Below are 20,025 nucleotides of genomic sequence, written 5' to 3' on the forward strand. Positions count from 1 at the left end.
GTTGAAGCGTCGAAGTATTGAAGTTGAAACGTAAATTTATATCATCTAGGAGTATGCATATGTTTTCAATTGAGGCAAAAACAAAACCGTCAGTATTCGAAGCATTATCCATTGTAATAGTAGTGATATTAATCATTTCTATTGCAATAGGAAAGCTGGGTGCTGTACCACATATCCCCATTCTTTTTTCAATTATTCTTCTCCTTTTTTATGGTTTGCTAAAACGTGTGTCATTTAACGCGTTGGAAGAAAGTATGAGATCTGGAGTTATATCAGGAATCGGTGCTATTTATATCTTCTTTTTAATAGGTATCTTGATTAGTAGCTGGATTGTAAGCGGTACAATACCAACGCTTTTATATATGGGTTTTTCTCTCGTATCGGCTAGTTTCTTTTATGCGATTGTATTTATCATTACAGCAATTATCGGTACAGCAATTGGTAGTTCATTGACGACAGTTGCGACAATCGGGGTTGCTTTTGTAAGTATTGCAGGAGCCATTGATGCATCACTGGCATTGACGGCTGGCGCTATTGTATCGGGAGCGTTTTTTGGCGATAAAATGTCTCCATTGTCAGATACAACCAATTTAGCTGCGAGCATCGTCAATGTTGATTTATTTGAACATATTAAAAATATGAGTTGGACAACCATTCCTGCGTTTTTAATTAGCGGTGTACTATATGCTACTTTATCCCCTTCAGTTGAAGGCGTAGATAACACGACTATTCAGTTCTATAAGACTAGTTTACTAGATGCGAATTTTGTGCATTGGTATGCTATTGTGCCACTTCTAGTCTTAATTGTTTGCACATTGAAGAAAGTGCCAGCATTTATAACGCTTATTATTAGTTCCGTTGTAGCGCTTTTCTTATCACTATTTCATACGTCTTTATCAATTAGTGATTACTGTACAATCTTATACAGTGGTTATGTTTCTGAAACAGGGGTTGAAGTAATTGATTCACTCTTAACTCGTGGTGGAATCAGTAGTATGTTCTTTACCATTATGCTTGTGGTGCTTAGCCTCAGCATGGGTGGGTTATTGTTTGCTTTAGGTATTATTCAAACATTACTTAGCAAAATTGAAAATCTATTAAAATCCGTTGGTGCATTGATTACAGGGACGGCTTTAACTGCAATTGGTATTAATATAGTCGTTGGAGAGCAGTATTTATCGATTTTATTAACAGGGGAAGCCTTTAAGCAAAAATATAGAGAACTAGGCTTACAACCTAAAAATTTAAGCCGAGTAATGGAAGATGCAGGTACAGTCGTTAATCCGCTTGTTCCATGGAGTGTTTGTGGTTTATTTATTGCCTCCATGCTTGACGTTTCCGTGATTGACTATTTGCCATTTGCGTTCTTTTGCTTACTAAGTCCACTCCTTACAATCATATTTGGATGGCTAAACCTTACAATATCAAGAAACTAAATAACCAAACATTAGTAGTACAAACCAAGGCCATGGTTTGTGCTACTATTTTGTTGTAGAAGGGGAGGAAGGTCAATTAGCCTCTGAGAGCATTTAGAATCCGTATTTTATATAGACCAAATACGCTCTGATATTTTAATCAGTTTAGTAGATGGCTCCTAGAGTTCAGCAAACGGTAGCTTTAGTTGATGAAGAAATATTTCGTACAAAAGGATAGATGCAAGCAGGATAATTCCTGTTCATCTATCCTTATCTTTTCGATAGGGGGGTTTTAGAGCCCCAATACTTGAATTAACTTTTTGAACGTATTGTAGGCAGGCTTCGGCGAATAATCATCACGTACTATTCCATATTGATGAAAGAGGTCATCTTTGGAACTATCTGCATCTCGGAGCCCAAATAGTGCGTAATGCGTGATATTGAATTCCATGCGCAAATCATAGATTGTTCGAATAACTGTATGAAGAACTACAGATTGGCGTTCATAAGATCTTTCAATACCGGCAACAGGGTTCATTCCTGTTGGCCAACCATTTTCAGTAACTCGAATAGGGACTGAAACGGGAATGCCCACGGTAGTAAGATTTTCCCTTAAATCGCGAAGTGTATGTTCAATAGAAGCAGTTATTTCGTTTAAATCGAGTGGTTTGTCTTCGAATACATCTACGTAAAAATTATGTCCAACAAAATCAACCGACTCGATAAATGTGGTACTATCTACTGCTTTAGCAAAGTTTGTCCAAAAGTGTGGGACAGATGCAGGGCTTTCTGGAACCGAGCCAAATCCAATTTTAAGTGGTAAATTGAGTAATTGTGCTTCTTGTTTCGCTGCAATGACACCTTCAATTAAAGCTTGCATGATATATGACTTAGAACCTTCCATAAAAGATAAATTAGGTTCGTTTGTAATTTGAATTGAATTTAATTGAGAGCCGTATTTGTTAATGACTTGTCGAATAAATTTTAGCCAGTTATTTAAATCGATCTCTTGTTCGTCATTATTGGTCCAATCTCCACAACCGATCGTTAAGTCTCCTAATAAATTGAACTCAAAATAACGCTCGGCATTTTCTAACATCTTTGACTCCCATTCCTTTGAATAAATAAGATAGGTTCTTGGATACACCTGTTTTGAGTCACCCTGAAGGTCAGTTAACGCTAATTGAATCTTATTATAGTCATCGGCAGGGCCTACTGCTAAACCAAAAGGCGTACCCGCAACGCTTAATGGGTAAATTCCAAATGTTATTCCTAATGTTGTCATATGATAATCTCCTTTTTAATCTTCCATTTTTTTTAATAACACATTCACCTTATGGAGAGCGTAGGCTAAATCTAATTTATCTTCGGCACTTATTTTGGCTAAATTATTTGTGAATCTTTGATATATTTCATGCCACTTTTTAGTTTGAATTTCCTTACCTTTTGGGGTTAATGAAACTAAAACTGCACGTTTATCTTTAATATCAGGCTCCTTCAGTAAATAACCTTGAGCTTCTAGATCACTAATAATATTGGTTAGTTGTTGTTTCGTCATATTTAGACCACTACTAATATCTTTTATATTCAATGCACTTTGTTGCATATATAAAAACTCGATTACATGATTCTGTGTATGTGTTAAAACGGTTGAATCTTTGTTTAGGTCGCTAAAGCTCCGAAATAAGTTTGGAATCAAAGCAATATATTCTTCAGCAATCTTATCATTTCCCATCACTGTCACCACTTTTATAAGAATGTAGTAAATAACTTATTACTAAATTTAATATTTGTCAACAATCATTCAAGTTTAAGGTAAATATATATTTACTAAATTCATTAACCTATAAGTTTTAGATGGCGGACATTAATTATTTCGTTGAATATGATACATATATTGGTAAGCATTAAGTGGATAAAAATTTTGTCATTCAGTTTCAAAGATTACAGGGAAGGGGATTAAAAAAACACCACTTTTTATGTGTGTGCGCTGATCCAAGAAGGATTAACGTTTTTTTTGTGGAATTATTAAGAGTTTAATAGGTAGAACATAAAAAATTAGAATTTCAGAAAGAGGCACATTATGTCTATTAGTTTTTCAGAAATAATCTTGCTATTTATTTTTATCGGTTGTCCGCTACTGTTTCCGCTGCTCGCTAGGAAATGGGTATGGTTCATAACGATGATCATTGGATATATCCTTTATATCCTGTGGGGAGTGTTTCTTCACTTTACGTCAGATATTACCGAGTACGGTACAGGCTATGGTATATTCATTATTCCTTATTTAATCGGGGTAACAATCTTAGGTGTAATAATTCAACGTACAAAAGGTAAAGTTTCAAATGAAGGATAAAGTAGATGTTAAAGATAAACAATTAAGCATAAACGTTTTAATTCTAACTAGGAAATAAAAAAAGACAAAATCAACTATAAAAGTTGATTTTGTCTTTTTGAAAAATCTATTATGTACGTGTTAATGCCGTACACCTCACTTTGACTGCCGAACATAAGCGTTACTTTTGTCGCCAGCTCAGGCTAGGCTACCCCGCGGCACATGAATGGTTCCACTTAATGCTGCTTCCTTCCGGACCTGACATGGTTCATGGGTATTCATTGCGCAGGACCCAACCGTCAACACTACGTGCAAAAGGCAGGCCTTACATGCGTACAGCCTCAGATAAGGACTTCAGTCTCGCTAGAGCGGATTGCGAGTTATAGGGCACCGCTACCTCCCCACCTAGTACGACAAGAACTATAACTATAATATAATATTTTTGTGATAAAATCAAGTTTTATTTAATTTTATTAATAGTTTTTTATTATTAAAATCGAGCTAGAAAGTGTTTAACGTTATCATAATGAAAAATCATTTTGTTTTAAATGAGTACAAGTATAAGAGATCAGCCACTTTGGTTGGTCTCTTTTCTTCTTTCTATAAGAACATCAAAAGGAGTGTAATCCTCCAATACTTAATTCCTAAAAAAAATATGATTTTAAAAAGGGATTTACAGTTTTTTTTAGAAAAGTTACAAATTTGTGAAATAATGCCTCCTGTTAGTGAATATAATTTCACATATAAAACAACGTTTCATATGTGAATTATTTGAACAGAAAAATAAGCGTGTGGTCACAGGTCCTGAACTTACTTTTGACCCGCATTTACGAGGAGGAACCACATGAGTACTACTAAATATTTTGCCCCCTCTGTTGAATATGCAGCAAAAATCCTTATTTATCTAAGCAGATATAAAAGCAAACAATCCACTTTAACTGAAATTAGTAAAAATCTAGACATTAATAAGAGTGCTTGTTTACGAGTGTTAAAAACACTTGAGGCAAATAATTTTGTCTATTATAACTCGGAAACAAAAAAGTATTCGTTAGGTACGTATATTTCAGTTCTCGGAAAGAGAGTCGGAGAAAACTTGGATTATCTTCGTATCATTAACCAATTTCTTGAAGAAGTTTGTGAACTAACTGGTCTTACGGCAGCACTTGTACAACGGGTGTCCTTTGATCGGGTTATGTTTATTAGTCAATATCAAACACAGATCCAACCAAGGCTTAGCATATCAGTGGGAAATCGTTTTCCACTAACGGAAGTTTCTTACGGAAAATGGATCTTGGCCAATGTTTCAGAAGAGGAAAGAAATTACCACCTTCGAGAAGGATTAAAAAAAGTTACTTCATATACTCGAACGAATCTACAAAAATATATCGATGAATTGAGTGAAATAAAGAGAAGTAATATTTTAGTCAGCCGTCAAGAATATACGAATAATGTTACCGCAATATCAAGTGCTCTTTATGATTGGAAAGGCCAAATACTTGGCATGATTGCGTTAGTTGGCGTTTCATCGCTTATTGACGAAGCGGAGGAACAGCGCCTTTGTACAGTTTTGAAAGAGGTTACAAACAGATGCAATGAGCATTTAATACAACTCAAAATTGAAGCTTACGAGTTTCCATATGAATCGAAAATTACCCAATAAGTACATCGTTATATAAGGGGGAACATGAATTGTTATTGTTAGATAATCCAAAAGGAAGAAGAAAATTAATAGAAGAAGATTTTCTTCATTGGCCTCAAGAAAGATTAGAACAAAGATTAGCTAAATTCGCAAAAGAGTTTCCAACTAAGATTGCGCTCGTTGATCCGTGGAACCGCTTAACTTATGAAGAACTTGACCATGCCATTAATAATCTTGCTGTGACCTTTCATCAAAATGGCATACAGAAAAATTCTGTCGTGATGATTCAATTACCTAATGTAGCTGAGTCAATGATTGTTTTCCATGCAGCTTTACGGGCGGGTGCCATTGTACTTCCGGTTACTCCGATTTATCGCGAAGCCGAGATCAAAACAATTTTAGAGCAGGTCCAACCAGATGTGATTTTTATTCCACAATATTTTAAAAATAACGACTACGTTAAAATGCTAGAAAATATCCAGCAACTAAACAATGTTCCAAAAGTAGCGGTTAAGATTCCGAATGAAAGAGATACAGAGGGAACTAGTTTTATAGAATGGTCTGATTATATAAAAAATCCGAATGCTGAGAGATTAGAAGAAAGAGCATATGACCCAGAAGAATACAGCTTATTAATGTTTACATCTGGTACTACTTCTAGTCCGAAAGGTGTTTTGCATACTCATGGGACGCTTGGTGTTGCGATTTCTACGTTTGATGGTATTGAAACAACAGGATTTAATAGTGTATTCCTCGTTCCAAGTCCGGTCACGCATATAACAGGTTTAGTTGTAGGGATCTTAGGTCCAATGAAGCTAGGAGCAACAACAGTCTTCATGCCAATATGGGATGCGAAAAAGTGTTTGCAAATTATTGAGGATGAAAAATGTTCATATGTGATGGCAGCTACACCATTCCTAAGTCAGTTAATTGATGAGGTTGAGGCGCAAGGTAAAGGGATGGAAACAATGCGCTATTTCGCATGTGGAGGGGCAGATGTTTCTGAATATTTATTAAGACGTGCCAAATCCATTTTACCTCATTGTACATTTTCAAGAATTTATGGCTCGACTGAAGCACCAGGAATCTCGAAATTTAAACAAAATTATGATGAAAATAAACGATTCACACATGATGGAAGACCAACTTCACCTGGTAAAGCAAAAATTAAAGAAGGATCCTATTTGCCAAATGGTAGTGGAGAGTTAATGGTCTATGGTCCACAACTCTTTATTCGCTATATAAGCTGGGTTGAAACAGAAAAAGCAATGACCGAGGAATGGTTCTCAACTGGAGACTTGGCACTTTTCGATGAAGACGGTTTCATCCAAATTACTGGTAGAGAAAAAGACATTATTATTCGAGGAGGTGAAAATTACTCAGCGAAGGAAATTGAAGACATCTTGATTGCACATCCAAAAGTAAAGGATATAGGCATCGTTGGATATAAAGATGAAGTGATGGGGGAACGGGGTTGTGCTTTTGTTGTGTTAAATCAACGAAATGACACGATTACATTAAGTGATTTAACGAAACTCTTAGCGGAGAAAAAAGTGGCAAAACAAAAATGGCCAGAGCGATTAGAAGTCGTTGATGCGCTTCCGTATACACATTCCGGAAAACTTCAGAAGTTCATCTTACGGGATATGCTGAATAACGAAGTAGCATTGGGAAAATTGATTAATTAAAGAAAGAGAAATGAGATCTGGATAGAAAATAGGGGAGGAATTTATTTGAAAAAATGGATTTTAATGATTTGTTTAGTATTAGTTGCGGCAATTGTAAGCGCTTGTAGCGGTGGCGGCAGTTCATCGTCTTCTCAATCAACAGGAAATGACAAAACGGAGACATCTACTAAACCATCTAGTGAATCAACTGAAGCGTCAGATGAATATGCAAATTATCCAGAAAAGCCAATTGAATTTATCGTTCAATATGGTGCTGGGGGAGCAACTGACTTAGTGTACCGTCCAGTATTACAACGTATGGAAAAAGAGTTAGGTGGCACAATCGTTGTTCAAAATATTACGGAAGGTGGAGGAATTCAAGGGGCTAAAAAATTAGCTGATGCTAAGCCAGATGGTTATACAGCTGGGGTATTATCAGCAGGTCAAACAGTCATGGCACCTTTATTCCGTGAAGTTCCTGTTGGGTTAGAAGATTATGAAATTGTTGGTTCTGTTGGGGCTTATTTATACGGCATCATTGCACCAAAAGATGCGCCTTACGATGATTTTGAAGGATTTTTATCTTATGTGAAAGAGAATAGTGGGCATCTTGTTGCTTCTACAATTCCTTCTAATGTATATGAAATTTTCTATACATGGTTACGTAATGAGCATGGTGTTGAATTTAGTACGATTCCATTTGATTCCGCAACAGATACTTCAATGGCGGTGCAAAATGGTTCTGCAGATTTCAGTGTTGGTTTAACTTCAGTTGACAATTCTCGTATTGAAAATGGTGACATTAAGTTTATTGCTCCTCTTGGGGATCTTCGTTGGCCTGTAGCGCCAGATGTACCAACATTACAAGAGCAAGGGTACGACGATGTAATGGTTGCAACGATCTTAGGAATTGGATTACCTAAAGGCACACCAGAACCAATCGTGAAAAAGTGGGAAGATGCATTAAAAGCGACACTTGAAGATCCTGAAATTGTTGAACTTTTACAAAGTCTATCAACTGAACCGTCATTCAAAACAGGTAAGGATTTTGAAGATTATTTACTTAATTTAGATCAATCATTTAAAACAATGGTTGGCAAATAAGGGTAGGAGGTACGTGCATGAACTTTGATTACTCAGATGATCATAAGTTATTACAAAATTCCATTGGAAACCTACTTCAAAAAAAATTCCCGATTACGTTTAGTCGGGAATTCCTTGAAAAAGGGGACGATGTGATTTCAAAAGAACTAGTTAGAACGTTAGTAGAACAAGGTTTGCTAGGATTCCTTTTTGAGGATCCTAGCAACATAAATGAAGGCTTAGTCTATTCCATATTAACAGCTTTAGAGGCTGGTAGAGTTTCATTACCTCTACCACTCGTAGAAACCCATGTGACATCTTATATATTAAATAAGTTTGCTGCAGATAGTGAGCATAATGATGCTTTAAGTAGTGGGAAGAGCCTTTATACCATTGGATGGAAAAATATAGATGTGAAACAATCTGTTAATAATACGATCTCAGGTAAAGTTGCTTTTGTTCCTTTTGCAAAAAGTGCTGACTTTATGTTAATTCAACTTGAAGATCATCTCCTGTTCGTCGATTTAAAGGATGAATCGGTGAAAACGAAAAAAGTAAAATCGATGGACCAAACGTATCCACTTTATGAAGTAGAAATAAATGATTATAAATTACAAGATTCAAATGTCGTGACAAAAGGAGATGCCAATGAACTTTCTACGGTCATGAATCAAATTGCTACACTGTTATCCAGTGCCGAAATCATTGGTGCAAGTAGTCAAATTTTAGATATGACTGTGGAGTATACAAAGGAACGCAAACAGTTCGGCCAGGAGATTGCAAAATTCCAAGCAATCAAACATAAAGCGGCAGAAATGTATGTCCTGCTAGAAAGTTCAAAAGCCGCATTAAAATATGCTAGCTGTGTATTTTCAACGAATATGACGGATGAATATGAAAAAGTAACGCATCTATTAAAATCTTATACTTCTGATTGCTGTAATGAGCTCATGGGGTTATCCATTCAACTACATGGTGGGATAGGATTTACATGGGAAAGTGACGTACACCTATATTACAAGCGTGCTCGTCGAATCTCAGTGATGTATGGGGATATATACGAACATCGTGAAAAACTTTTCCAAGAAATTTTACAGTTGACTAAAGAAAGTGCTCAAAGTGAAAAAGATCGTATTAAAAGTTAACGTAATAAATTTGCGTTAGAGAAGAGGTGGGGAGATTGAACTTGCAAAAATTAAATGCCTCATTTTACCAAGGATTATTTCTCGTTGTATTTGCTCTATTCTTCATCGCTGTTACCCCTGCACAAATTGATTTATATGAAGGATCTGATGCCCTTTCACCAAGGTTTATACCATATATCGTATTAACGATTATTGGATTCTTCGGAATTATTCTCATACTCCAATCATTTAAAAAAGAGAATGTGGAAACACAACAAGAAAATGAGAGTGAAGAAGGGAAAGGTCAAAAGAGTTTACGAGACTTATTGATATTTATTGGGGTATGTATATTCATTCTATTGGCGTCCGAATTTATTGGGTACACATTTGCTGCGATTATTGCTTTAATCGCTACACTTATTGCGTTTAAAGTGAGACCGCTTTATAAGGTTATTTTGATTGGTGTGATTGTGCCTATTCTTATTGAGCTTTTATATCGAGCGCTTGAAATTTATTTACCACTTGGATTCTGGGAAAACATTCTTTATTAAGAATAGATCAAGCGTAAAGGGGTGAAATGATGGATTTACTCTTAGAAGCGTTTAAGGAATTTTTTATTCTAGAAAATTTACTATTAATTCCCTTGGCATTAATTGCAGGGCAAATTTTAGGTGCGATACCTGGAATGAGTTCCATAATGGCGATTGCGATTGTTATTCCATTTACATATGGACTATCACCCGTTACAGCCGTAACACTTTTAATGTCTTTTTATAAAGGAGGTTTATCTGGTGGTTCGATTGCTTCTATATTAATTGGAACACCAGGTACGGCTGCTGCAGCTGCTACATCATTAGATGGGTATCCATTGGCGAAAGAGGGGAAAGCTGGGAAGGCACTTGAGACAGCACAAATTGCCTCAGCTTTAGGTTCTCTTTTCTCGGATATTTTATTAATTTCAATCATTGGTTTTATGGCACAAATCGCATTAAATATGACATCGCCAGAATTGTTGTTAATTGTCGTATTTGCGATGTTAACAGTAGGTTCATTTACGGCAGGTAACCCGATTAAAGGGTTTGCGAGCGCACTGCTTGGTATATTCTTTTCCCTTTTAGGTCCAGATCCAACGACAGGTTTACCTAGATATAGTTTTGGCGTTCTAGAATTGGAAGCAAAACTAGATATAGTCCCTGTTCTATTAGGGGTTCTTGCATTATCTGAAGTTTTTTATGAAGTATATTACAAGAAAATGCAAAGTAAAGAGGGTCATCTTCCAGTTCCGAAAAATAAATCGGATGGTCGTATGACTTGGCAGGACTTTAAAGATACCGGCCCAACAACATTCCAATCCAGTGTGATTGGGGCGTTTATAGGAATGATGCCTGGATTAGGTCCAACAATTGGTGCGTTTTTATCACATAGTGCGGCAAAAAGAACAGCAAAAGATCCCGAAAAGCTTGGGAAAGGATCTTTATCTGGTGTTGCAGCAGCTGAAGCAGGGAATAACGCAGTGGCTGGAGCAAACCTTGTTCCGTTATTTAGTTTCGGAATTCCAGGGGACGCAGAGGCAGCCCTTGTTCTAAGTGCTTTAATGTTACATGGTCTCACAGTTGGACCACAATTATTTGTTTCTGATGGTCCACTAGTTTATGGGATTTTTATTAGTTTGATTGTAGCTGATATTGTCTTAATTTTCCTAGGATTATACATGGTTCGATATTTTGCAAAACCTTTAACTAAAATCTCTACACGTTACTTATATCCGACAGTTATCATTTTAATGCTAGCGGGTACTTTCGGTGTGACACGTAGTATGTTCGGATTAATGGTGTTAGTGGCATTTGGTTTAATTGGATTTGTCATGAAGATGAATGGCTTTTCAGTTCCAGCCTTTATTATTGGATTTATTTTAGGTGCACCACTTGAAGGCTGGCTTCAACGTTCATATGTCATGGTCAAAAATGATGCATCTATACTATTAAAACCGAGTTTCATCATTACTGCATTGATTCTAATTGGGATTGCAATTTTTATGAAAAAAGTTTCAAAGAAATCTGTACCTGAATAATTAACCTGGAGGCGTTCATTATTAAGGCTTGGGTATTACAAGAATTTGACGGTCCGGCTAGCATGAAATTACAAGATGTTCCTTCCGCTAAGATAAAAATGAGCGAAGTTCGTATCCAAATCAAAGCGTGTGGCTTAAACAACAAAGATCTATTCATTTCAAAAGGCGTCTATTTCCGCACGATGTCACCGCCTCTGACTTTAGGAAGTGATATCGCCGGGATTGTTGTTGAGATTGGGCAGGAAGTGACAAATTTTAAGATTGGCGATCGAGTTGTTGTTTCACCCATTATCGGATGTGGTGATTGCGAGCAATGCTTGCGCGAAGAAGAAAACAAGTGTAATAGATACGAATCTGCATTAGGTGGGTTAGCTGAAGAGTTTGTGATTTCTCAAAATCAATTATTAAAAATCCCTGACAACTTTGATTACGCAGATGCGGCGGCTTTACCAATTGCGTATTTAACGGCTTGGAACATGCTTTACAACAAAGCCAAAGTGACAAAGAAGGACACAGTGCTCTTTTGGGGCGGGACTAGTGGCGTTGGTACGGCTGGAATTCTACTATTCAATCAATACCAAAATACAATCGCTATTGCTGGTAGCGAAGAAAAAGTAGAAAAGTTGAAATCGCTTGGCGTCAAACACGTGATTAATTATAAAAATGAAGATGTGTATGAACGAGTGATGGCATTAACGAAGGATGAAGGGGTCGATGTAATCTTTGACCCAGTTGGTAAAGCAGCCTGGTCAAAAAACCTTGACCTCTTAAAAAATAATGGTCGACATGTAAACTGTGCGAGAAGTTCAGGTGCAGAGGCAACCATTGATTTAGGAAAATTATTTGCAAAACAAATAGCGATATACGGAGCGAAATCTGGTACGAAAAAGGATTTACAAAATGTCATGGATCATCTTAAGCGGATTCATAAAAAGCCAATTATCGATAAAACATTTTTCTTTAAGCAAGCAAAAGATGCGTTGCACTACCTTGAAAATGAGCGGCAATTAGGAAAAGTAGTCGTAATAAATGAATCCAAATAGGGGGATGAAAATGGAATTTGAAACGATTATTTATAAAAAAGAAGGTCCAATTGCACGAATTATTATGAACCGACCAGAAAAGCGTAATGCGCAAAATGGTCGAATGATTGAAGAAATGGATACTGCCTTTGTTGATGCAGAAAGAGATAGTGAGATTCGCGTAGTAGTTTTATCAGGCGCAGGGAAAACGTTTTGCGCTGGGCATGATTTAAAACTATATCCCGTAGAAGAAGGGGCAATCAATCGTCCGCCAAATATTGAAGGAAAATGGTATTACGAACGAGATTACTTTTATGATAAATTACTGCGTTCTTGGCGTTTAAAAAAACCAGTTATTGCACAAGTCCAAGGCCATGCATTAGCAGCAGGTTTTATGATCGCGAATATGTGCGATTTAGTTGTTGCTTCAGACGATGCACAGTTTGGGGATCCTGTTGTACGTATGGGAGCTGCAGCAGCAGAAATATTGTGTCATCCATGGGTATTGCCACCAAGGATTGCGAAGGAAATGCTATTTACAGGAAATTATATTACTGCCCAAAGAGCCTATGAATTAGGTATGGTGAACCATGTCGTTCCATTAGAGGAACTTGAGAATACAGTGACACAGTTAGCGGAGCATATTTCAAAAATGCCACCGTTTACCGTTTCAATTATTAAAAACTCCATCAATCGTACGATGGATATGCAAGGATTTGAAAATTCATTGAATGCCCACTTTGACACACATGTTATGTCCCATTGGTCGGATGAAGCACAAACATACTTTGAACAAAGTCGCCGCGAAAGTAAAAGTATTAAAGAATTCATTACAAATCGTGATGACAAATTTGTATCCAAGGAGGGGTGAGGAAGATGGATCTATTATTTACTCCTGAACAAGAACAATTTCGTGAACGATTAAAAAATTGGTTGAATGAAGTAATCCCGGAAGTGACAAAAAATGATCACTCGCCTGATCGCTTCGAAAATATGATTATTAATAAAAAGATTTGGGAGAAGAATGTTTATGAGGCGGGGTATGCAGGTCTTACTTGGCCAAAGGAATACGGGGGGCAAGGGAAAGAAAATGTATATCAAATCATTTTTAACGAGGAATGTGGTAGAGTAAACGCCCCTGCTACTCTTAACGTCATTGGAAACAATATTTTAGGACCCACGCTTTTAGAATATGGAACAGAAGAGCAAAAGCGACGTTTTTTACCGCAAATAGTCTCAGGAAATGAGATTTGGTGCCAAGGATTTTCCGAACCAAACGCAGGTTCAGACTTAGCATCTCTGTCCACAAAAGCCGAATTAAAAGGCGATAAGTGGATTATTAATGGTCAGAAAATATGGGCGAGTTGGGCGCAATTTTCTCAGTATTGTATTTTACTAGCTAGAACTGACAATCAAGCAAAAAAGCATAAAGGTATTACGTTTTTCCTTGTGCCAATGAATTTAAAAGGGGTTACGGTAAAAACACTAGTCCAAATGAATAATGAGAAGGAATTCTCCGAAATCTTTTTCGACGACGTAGAACTTGATCAACATCTAGTACTTGGTGAAGTGAATGATGGTTGGAACGTAGCCATGAGAGCACTATCTTTTGAACGTGGGACAAATCCATTAGGTAAACAAGCAAAGTTCCATAAAGAATTAGTGGATTTAGTAAAATTAGCAAAAACAATTAAGGATGAAAATGGTAATTCAATAACAGATAATCCGTATTTTCAACAAAAAATAGCTAAAGCCTTTAGTGAACTTGAAGTGATGAAATATATGGGCTATGAGGTCGTTAATAAATTGATGAATAATCAAAAAATTACTTTTGAATCTTCTGTCCAAAAGCTTTATTGGAGTGAATACCATAAGCGATTTGGTGATTTAGCAATGGAAATCCAACGTGACTTAAGTATTTTCTGGGAAGAAGATGGACTACTAGATGGGAAATTCCAAAACATTTTCCTACATTCACGTGCAGAAACGATCTACGCTGGAACTTCCGAAATTCAAAAAAATATTATTGCCGAACGTATTTTAGAAATGCCTCGATAAAAAACCTTGAAGTAGGTGTGTACATTTGAATGATGAATTTGAAGGCAAAGTTGTCGTTGTTACAGGTGCGGGTACAGGACTTGGAAGATGGATTGCGGAAGGGTTTGCCAAAGCTGGTGCCCACACCGTAATAACAGGTATTAATCTTGATGAATGTATGGACGTTGCAGATGGATTACAAGAATGTCGAGGCAAAGTGATTGCGCGTCAAATGGACGTAACGAATCTATCTGAAATTAAAGATACGTTACAATTTGTCATCGATGAATTTTCACGTGTGGATGTACTTGTCAATAATGCTGGTCTAGTGTGGAAACGAAAAGCTCTTGAAGTGGATGAGAGCTTTTTTGACCAAATGAACGCAGTCAATGTAAAAGGAGCTTTTTTTGTAGCCCAAACCTTTGGAGCACAAATGGTACAACAACAGTCAGGGAAAATTATCAATATAACATCTGCAGCTGGAAAACTGATCAGAAAAGGTCTTGCTAATCCTATTTACAACATGAATAAAGGTGCCATTAATATGATGACAAAAGCGTTGGCAGAAGAATTTTCGCAATATAACGTCAATGTCAATGCAATAGGACCTGGCTACTTTGAGACTGGTCCAGTGAAAGAGCGCTTTGTAAATCCTGCAGTTTATGAAACGGTAATTGAGTCAACACCTCTTGGGAAAATAGGACAGGCAAACGACATTCAAGGCACTGCATTGTTCTTAGGATCAAAGTTATCAGATTTTATTACAGGCCAAATTATTTATGTAGATGGTGGACGGACAATTTTATAGCACAATTGGAGTGGTAAAACATGGAGCTAACCGACAAAGTAGCCATCGTTACAGGTGCTGCGCGGGGAATTGGTTTTAACATCGCATCAAAACTATCTAGGGAAGGTGCAACCGTACTCTTAATTGATAAAGAAGAAGAGGAATTGGCAAAAGCCCAACAGCTGTTAACAAATTCAAAACGAAATGTTCAATCTTATGTATTAGATGTGACAGATGACTTTGCTGTGATGTCGTTTCTTGCACAACTCCGAGAGTCAGAAAGAAAGATTGATATATTAGTTAATAACGCGGGGATCTCGCCAAAGGTTGATGGGGTTCGACGGGAAACACATACAATTCCAATCAATGAGTGGGAACAGGTACTTAAAGTGAATCTTACAGCACCGTTTCTTTTTACTAAAGGTGTATTGCCAATGATGATGGAAAAAGGTTGGGGTCGGATTGTCAATATAAGCTCAGTTGCAGGTCGACAAGCAAGTAAAATTGCGGGCTCTCATTATGCGGCAACGAAAAGTGCACTAATCGGCTTTTCAAGGACTGTCGCTTCGGAATACGGAAAGTATGGAATTACGGTAAACAATGTAGCTCCTGGACGTATTGAATCTAAAATGGCAGAGATGGCAACAGAGCAAGTGGCAGAGAATTTTTTACGACAAGTACCATTAGGGAAAAGTGGTACGCCACAAGATGTTTCAGCTGCCGTTTTATTTCTTTGTTCAGAAGGGGCAAATTACATTACAGGGGCAACGATTGATGTAAATGGTGGTATTTATATGAATTAAGATAGTAGATTGATAGGTTTAATATAGAAAAGGGGAGTTTAATGATGGGAAACAATGTAAACGTAAAAGTTGAAAATCAAATTGCTTATATCGGGATGAACCGTCCAAATAAACGAAACTCTTTAGCGACAGAGCTTGTAGAGGAATTGTTAGGGGCATTACGTGATGCGGAAAAAAATCCAGAAGTTCGTGCCATCATTTTATATGGGGAAGGAAAAGCGTTTTCTGCAGGTGGCGATATTGATACATTACAAGCGTTAGAAAATACTGCTGATTTATTAAACTACATGCAAAGTGCTTCAGAAATTACAAATACCATTAAGAACTTAGATAAATTAGTCGTTGCAGCAGTTCATGGATTTGCTGCTGGTGCTGGATTTAGTCTAGCACTTGCATGTGACTTCGTAGTGGCACATTCTGATACACGTTTCATCTCAAGCTTTACAAATGTCGGGTTAATTCCAGACCTTGGATTGATTCGAAGTCTGAATGGTCGAGTTCCTTCTGCAATAGCGAAAGAATGGATTGTCTCAGGACGCCCAGTGTCAGTGGAGGAAGCTTCAAAACATGGATTAGTGAACAAAGTAGCTACAGGTGACGTCGTGGCGGATGCTGCTGAATATGCACAGTTTATTGTCGCTGCGCCACCTCTTGCAAACAAATTTGTAAAATATTTGGTGGAACATGCCAACGAATATTCTAATGAAACAAGTTTGATGCAAGAAAACGTGATTCAATCGTTATTACTTCAAACAGAAGACAATCGAGAAGGGATTCAAGCCTTCTTTGAAAAAAGGAAGCCTAGTTATAAAGGGATTTAAACTGAATAAATGAAAAGTTCGACTTTCAATTCGAGAGTTCGAACTTTTTTTAGGAGCAATTTGTAAAGGAGTGTAGTTGAATGACGTTAGACGTAGAGAATCAATACACGAATGCTGAAAGAGCTGCTCGTGCCTTATATAAAAACGGTGTGCGAGAAATTTTTGGTCAAAGTAATCCACAAACCATTATGCTTGCTTGTGAAGAATTAGGGATCAGACAAATTGGATTTAGACAAGAAAATGCTGGGGCCTATATGGCGCAAGGGTATGGTATGGTTAGTGGCAAGATTCCAGTTGTTGGAGCACAAAATGGTCCAGCAGCCGCTTTGCTAGTTCCTGGATTGGCAGAGGCGCATAAATCCTCCCATGCAATCGTTGCAATTGTCGATGATGTCCCATTGCGTGATGAAGACCGGAATGCGTTCCAAGAGCTGGATCATTTTGAATTGTTTAAAGGGGTAGCGAAGTGGGTGAAAAGAGTAAGCCATCCTGATCGCATCGAAGCCTTAATTGATCGTGCATTTATTGAAGCATCTAGTGGAAGACCGGGGCCTGTTGTTTTACTCTTCCCGAAGGACATTATGTATTCAACGAAAAAAAGCAAAGCAAACCCAACTTCTAAAACAAGTTTTTCTCATTATCCATTAGATCGACCTTGTGCCAATTTAGATGAATTGCAAAAAGCTGCAGATTTTATCAGTAAAGCAAAAAGACCATTGATTTACGCAGGTGGAGGGGTGAATACCTCAGGCGCTCAAAATATTTTACGAAAAATCCAAGATGAGTTTAACCTTCCTATTGCCACTACAACAATGGGAAAAGGTGCAGTGGATGAAAATCATCCGCTAACACTCGGACCAATCGGTTATTATATGGGGAATCGTAGTCGTACGAAGTATTTAAGAGAATACGTAAAACAAGCGGATGTCATTTTATTAATTGGTAATCGTACAAATCAAAATGGAACGGATAGTTGGACGTTGTTACCGAATGAGGCCACTTACATTCATCTCGATATTTCTCCATCTGAAATTGGGCGAAATTACCCTTCGCTTCGTTTAGCGGGCGATGCTAAAATGTCGTTGGAAAAATTATATGAACTTCTAGGAGAACAAGGGGCTAGTCAGGAGCCTAGAGATGAAGTAAGAAAGGTTATACAACATTCTCGTCAACAGTACTCACAAGAAGTGGCATCTTATTTAGAAAAGAAAAACGAAGTCTTACACATCGAACATATTCTTGTTGAGCTCAATAAACAATTGGAGGAAGATCATATTGTAGTGGCAGATGCTAGCTATTCTTCCATTTGGATTTCGAATTTTATAGATGCCTCAGATAAGCGGAGATTCATATTCCCTAGAGGAATTGCAGGTCTAGGCTGGGGGCTACCAATGGCGATGGGGGCAAAAGTCGCCGAACCGGGGAGAAAAGTATTCTGTCTTTGTGGAGACGGTGGTTTTGCACATGTTTGGAGTGAGTTAGAGACGTGTATGCGAGAAGGCATAGATGTCGTGATTGGTGTTATTAATAATGGAATACTCGGATACCAAAAACATGCGGAGCTTTCGAAATGGGGAAAACATACCTCAGCCATAGATATTAAAAAAATTGATTATGTAAAGATTGCTGAGGCTTGTGAGATGAGGGGAATGGTAATCGATCATATAAGTGATGTTGAAAGTTCACTTAAAGAAGCTTTTCAACATAAAGGAAGCGTATTATTAGATTTGCGCGTAGATGCTTCCTCCATTCCACCACTAACATTTATGCAATCATTTGATTCAATTTAAAATTAGTTTCCCGAGGCCGGGACATAGGTAGAATTTTTAAGAAAAGCCACTATTATCTATAATAAGATATTGCTACTTTATAGTTTGAGAGCAATAAGTATTAGCCATTCTTTGAAAAAACGCGGCCTACCACTGTAAGCCGCGCCAGTTTCCGGAAAGTTTAGAAGGATAAATTTTATGTGAGCGGACCTAACACAAAGCACAAAGACAAGTCGTAAAGACACGTACCACGTGGCTTTGCGGCTTGTGTGGGGAGCGAAAGCGCCACGTCCGCATGTCTCGCTCCCATGACCAACGTCGTGTTGGCCTCTTAGTCCGCTCTCACCGGATACTTTATTAGATTCATTATTAGAATCAACAGCAAAAAACATCAGTTTCTCTTTGTCCCAGGCTCTTTTTCTTTAGACGTGGTTATTCAAAAAGTAGAATTTGATACCATTAACATAATATTGTAAGCTAATGGTTAATAGATACTTAAAGAAAACAATATATACTATTATTAGCTAGAAACTCGCATCGAAAGGAAGTTACATCCGAATTGACAAATAAAAATAAAACAGTTGTCCGTTCCATGGACATTTTAAATCTATTCATAGAACACACTGAATTAACATTTCAAGAAATCATAGAGTTATCTGAAATCCCGAAAACCTCTGTTTATCGCATGTTGAAATCATTAGAGGAGATGGAGTTTTTAGAAAAGGGACCCGATGCCAAATACCGTCTTGGCATGCTTTTTCTTAAATTTGGTCATCTCGTTTCAAGCAGACTAGATGTGCGGAAAATTGCTTATCCGATTATGAAAGACTTACATAACGATGTTAAAGAAGCGGTTAATTTAGTTGTTCGTGATGGCGAAGAAGCGATTTATATTGAAAAAATTGATGAGAAGCAAAAGGTGAGGCTTTATACAGCCGTTGGTCGAAAAAGTCCGTTATATGCTGGAGCTTGTCCTCGAGCAATCTTTTCGTTTTTACCTGAGCACGAAGTCAAAGATTATCTTGATTCCGTAGAACTAAAATCTTATGCAAATGGAACGATCACGGATAGAGAAAAGTTATTAGTGAAGATTAAGCAGGAAAAGGAACAAGGTTATACAATTAGCCATTCAGAATTAGAAAATCATACATCTGCTGTGGCTGCACCAATTTACAATCATTTAGGTGAAGTCGTGGCAGGATTGAGTATTGCAGGAATTGAAGCGAATTATCAAGGAGAAAATGTTGATCGTTTCGCCCGGAAATTAAAGAAAGCCACTGCAGAAATTTCCAGACAATTAGGATATGAACAACTATAGAAAAGCGAAGCGCGTTCGTTTAGCCGCGACAAGCGCTGGAGCTACACCTGGTGAGGGCGCTTTTTGCCCTCGACAGGAGTAGTGAAGCGACCTCGAGCGGCTAACGCGCGAAGCTAGACAATAAGAAAAGCGGA

18 protein-coding genes and 1 other RNA gene are annotated in these 20,025 nt (G+C 37.5%); 16 read left to right on the forward strand and 3 right to left on the reverse strand.

Translation table 11 applies throughout. The features are described 5' to 3' along the window. Window positions 1-59: 59 nt before the first annotated feature. Window positions 60-1,436, forward strand: coding sequence for a Na+/H+ antiporter NhaC (nhaC, locus tag JOD29_RS03425; protein ID WP_124761393.1), 1,377 nt, complete (start codon window positions 60-62; stop codon window positions 1,434-1,436). A gap of 271 nt (window positions 1,437-1,707) precedes the next feature. Here the strand turns inward: nhaC and JOD29_RS03430 are convergent, their stop codons facing one another. Beyond that, window positions 1,708-2,700, reverse strand: coding sequence for a hypothetical protein (locus JOD29_RS03430; RefSeq protein WP_124761391.1), 993 nt, complete (start codon window positions 2,698-2,700; stop codon window positions 1,708-1,710). Window positions 2,701-2,715: 15 nt separating this feature from the next. Then, window positions 2,716-3,150 carry a MarR family winged helix-turn-helix transcriptional regulator gene (locus JOD29_RS03435; RefSeq protein ID WP_192894170.1) on the reverse strand — a complete coding sequence of 145 codons (435 nt, stop codon included), beginning with the start codon at window positions 3,148-3,150 and terminating at the stop codon, window positions 2,716-2,718. A gap of 348 nt (window positions 3,151-3,498) precedes the next feature. Here JOD29_RS03435 and JOD29_RS03440 point away from each other — a divergent pair, with 348 nt between their 5' ends. Continuing rightward, the gene (locus JOD29_RS03440) at window positions 3,499-3,771 is read left to right on the forward strand and encodes a hypothetical protein (protein WP_124761387.1); all 273 of its coding nucleotides are present in this window, start codon (window positions 3,499-3,501) and stop codon (window positions 3,769-3,771) included. Window positions 3,772-3,897: 126 nt separating this feature from the next. On the opposite strand, the gene ffs is transcribed toward JOD29_RS03440, so the two are convergent. Then, window positions 3,898-4,164: signal recognition particle sRNA large type (gene ffs, locus JOD29_RS03445), an RNA gene on the reverse strand. A gap of 430 nt (window positions 4,165-4,594) precedes the next feature. On the opposite strand from ffs, the gene JOD29_RS03450 reads away from it, so the two are divergent. From JOD29_RS03450 to JOD29_RS03515, 14 genes are all read left to right on the forward strand, one after another. Next, the gene (locus JOD29_RS03450; RefSeq protein ID WP_124761385.1) at window positions 4,595-5,410 is read left to right on the forward strand and encodes an IclR family transcriptional regulator; all 816 of its coding nucleotides are present in this window, start codon (window positions 4,595-4,597) and stop codon (window positions 5,408-5,410) included. A gap of 29 nt (window positions 5,411-5,439) precedes the next feature. Then, window positions 5,440-7,077, forward strand: a complete 1,638-nt coding sequence (locus tag JOD29_RS03455; RefSeq protein ID WP_124761383.1) for an AMP-binding protein — start codon at window positions 5,440-5,442, stop codon at window positions 7,075-7,077. A 45-nt stretch (window positions 7,078-7,122) separates the two neighbouring features. Continuing rightward, a complete protein-coding gene (locus JOD29_RS03460) occupies window positions 7,123-8,160 on the forward strand; it encodes a tripartite tricarboxylate transporter substrate binding protein (RefSeq protein WP_124761381.1) in 1,038 nt (345 codons plus the stop codon). 17 nt (window positions 8,161-8,177) lie between these two features. Next, window positions 8,178-9,284, forward strand: coding sequence for an acyl-CoA dehydrogenase family protein (locus tag JOD29_RS03465; RefSeq protein ID WP_124761379.1), 1,107 nt, complete (start codon window positions 8,178-8,180; stop codon window positions 9,282-9,284). 35 nt (window positions 9,285-9,319) lie between these two features. After that, complete coding sequence (locus JOD29_RS03470; protein ID WP_158610489.1) at window positions 9,320-9,814, forward strand: tripartite tricarboxylate transporter TctB family protein; 495 nt, start codon at window positions 9,320-9,322, stop codon at window positions 9,812-9,814. Between the two features lie 29 nt (window positions 9,815-9,843). After that, window positions 9,844-11,334, forward strand: coding sequence for a tripartite tricarboxylate transporter permease (locus JOD29_RS03475; protein WP_158610488.1), 1,491 nt, complete (start codon window positions 9,844-9,846; stop codon window positions 11,332-11,334). A gap of 62 nt (window positions 11,335-11,396) precedes the next feature. Further along, a complete protein-coding gene (locus tag JOD29_RS03480) occupies window positions 11,397-12,377 on the forward strand; it encodes an alcohol dehydrogenase catalytic domain-containing protein (RefSeq protein ID WP_124761373.1) in 981 nt (326 codons plus the stop codon). 10 nt (window positions 12,378-12,387) lie between these two features. Then, window positions 12,388-13,227 (forward strand): enoyl-CoA hydratase, encoded by an 840-nt coding sequence (locus tag JOD29_RS03485; protein WP_205101621.1) that lies wholly within the window; start codon window positions 12,388-12,390, stop codon window positions 13,225-13,227. A 5-nt stretch (window positions 13,228-13,232) separates the two neighbouring features. Next, a complete protein-coding gene (locus JOD29_RS03490; RefSeq protein WP_124761369.1) occupies window positions 13,233-14,414 on the forward strand; it encodes an acyl-CoA dehydrogenase family protein in 1,182 nt (393 codons plus the stop codon). Between the two features lie 25 nt (window positions 14,415-14,439). Further along, complete coding sequence (locus JOD29_RS03495) at window positions 14,440-15,201, forward strand: SDR family NAD(P)-dependent oxidoreductase (protein ID WP_124761367.1); 762 nt, start codon at window positions 14,440-14,442, stop codon at window positions 15,199-15,201. Between the two features lie 20 nt (window positions 15,202-15,221). Further along, a complete protein-coding gene (locus tag JOD29_RS03500) occupies window positions 15,222-15,983 on the forward strand; it encodes an SDR family NAD(P)-dependent oxidoreductase (RefSeq protein WP_124761365.1) in 762 nt (253 codons plus the stop codon). A 44-nt stretch (window positions 15,984-16,027) separates the two neighbouring features. Next, window positions 16,028-16,804 carry an enoyl-CoA hydratase/isomerase family protein gene (locus JOD29_RS03505; RefSeq protein WP_124761363.1) on the forward strand — a complete coding sequence of 259 codons (777 nt, stop codon included), beginning with the start codon at window positions 16,028-16,030 and terminating at the stop codon, window positions 16,802-16,804. A gap of 80 nt (window positions 16,805-16,884) precedes the next feature. Further along, window positions 16,885-18,594, forward strand: a complete 1,710-nt coding sequence (locus JOD29_RS03510; protein ID WP_124761361.1) for an acetolactate synthase catalytic subunit — start codon at window positions 16,885-16,887, stop codon at window positions 18,592-18,594. 538 nt (window positions 18,595-19,132) lie between these two features. Continuing rightward, on the forward strand, window positions 19,133-19,891 hold the full coding sequence (locus JOD29_RS03515; RefSeq protein WP_124761359.1) for an IclR family transcriptional regulator: 759 nt from the start codon (window positions 19,133-19,135) through the stop codon (window positions 19,889-19,891). Window positions 19,892-20,025 lie beyond the last annotated feature (134 nt).

Origin of the sequence: Lysinibacillus composti (assembly GCF_016908465.1) — a bacterium.
Classification (GTDB): domain Bacteria; phylum Bacillota; class Bacilli; order Bacillales_A; family Planococcaceae; genus Ureibacillus; species Ureibacillus composti_A.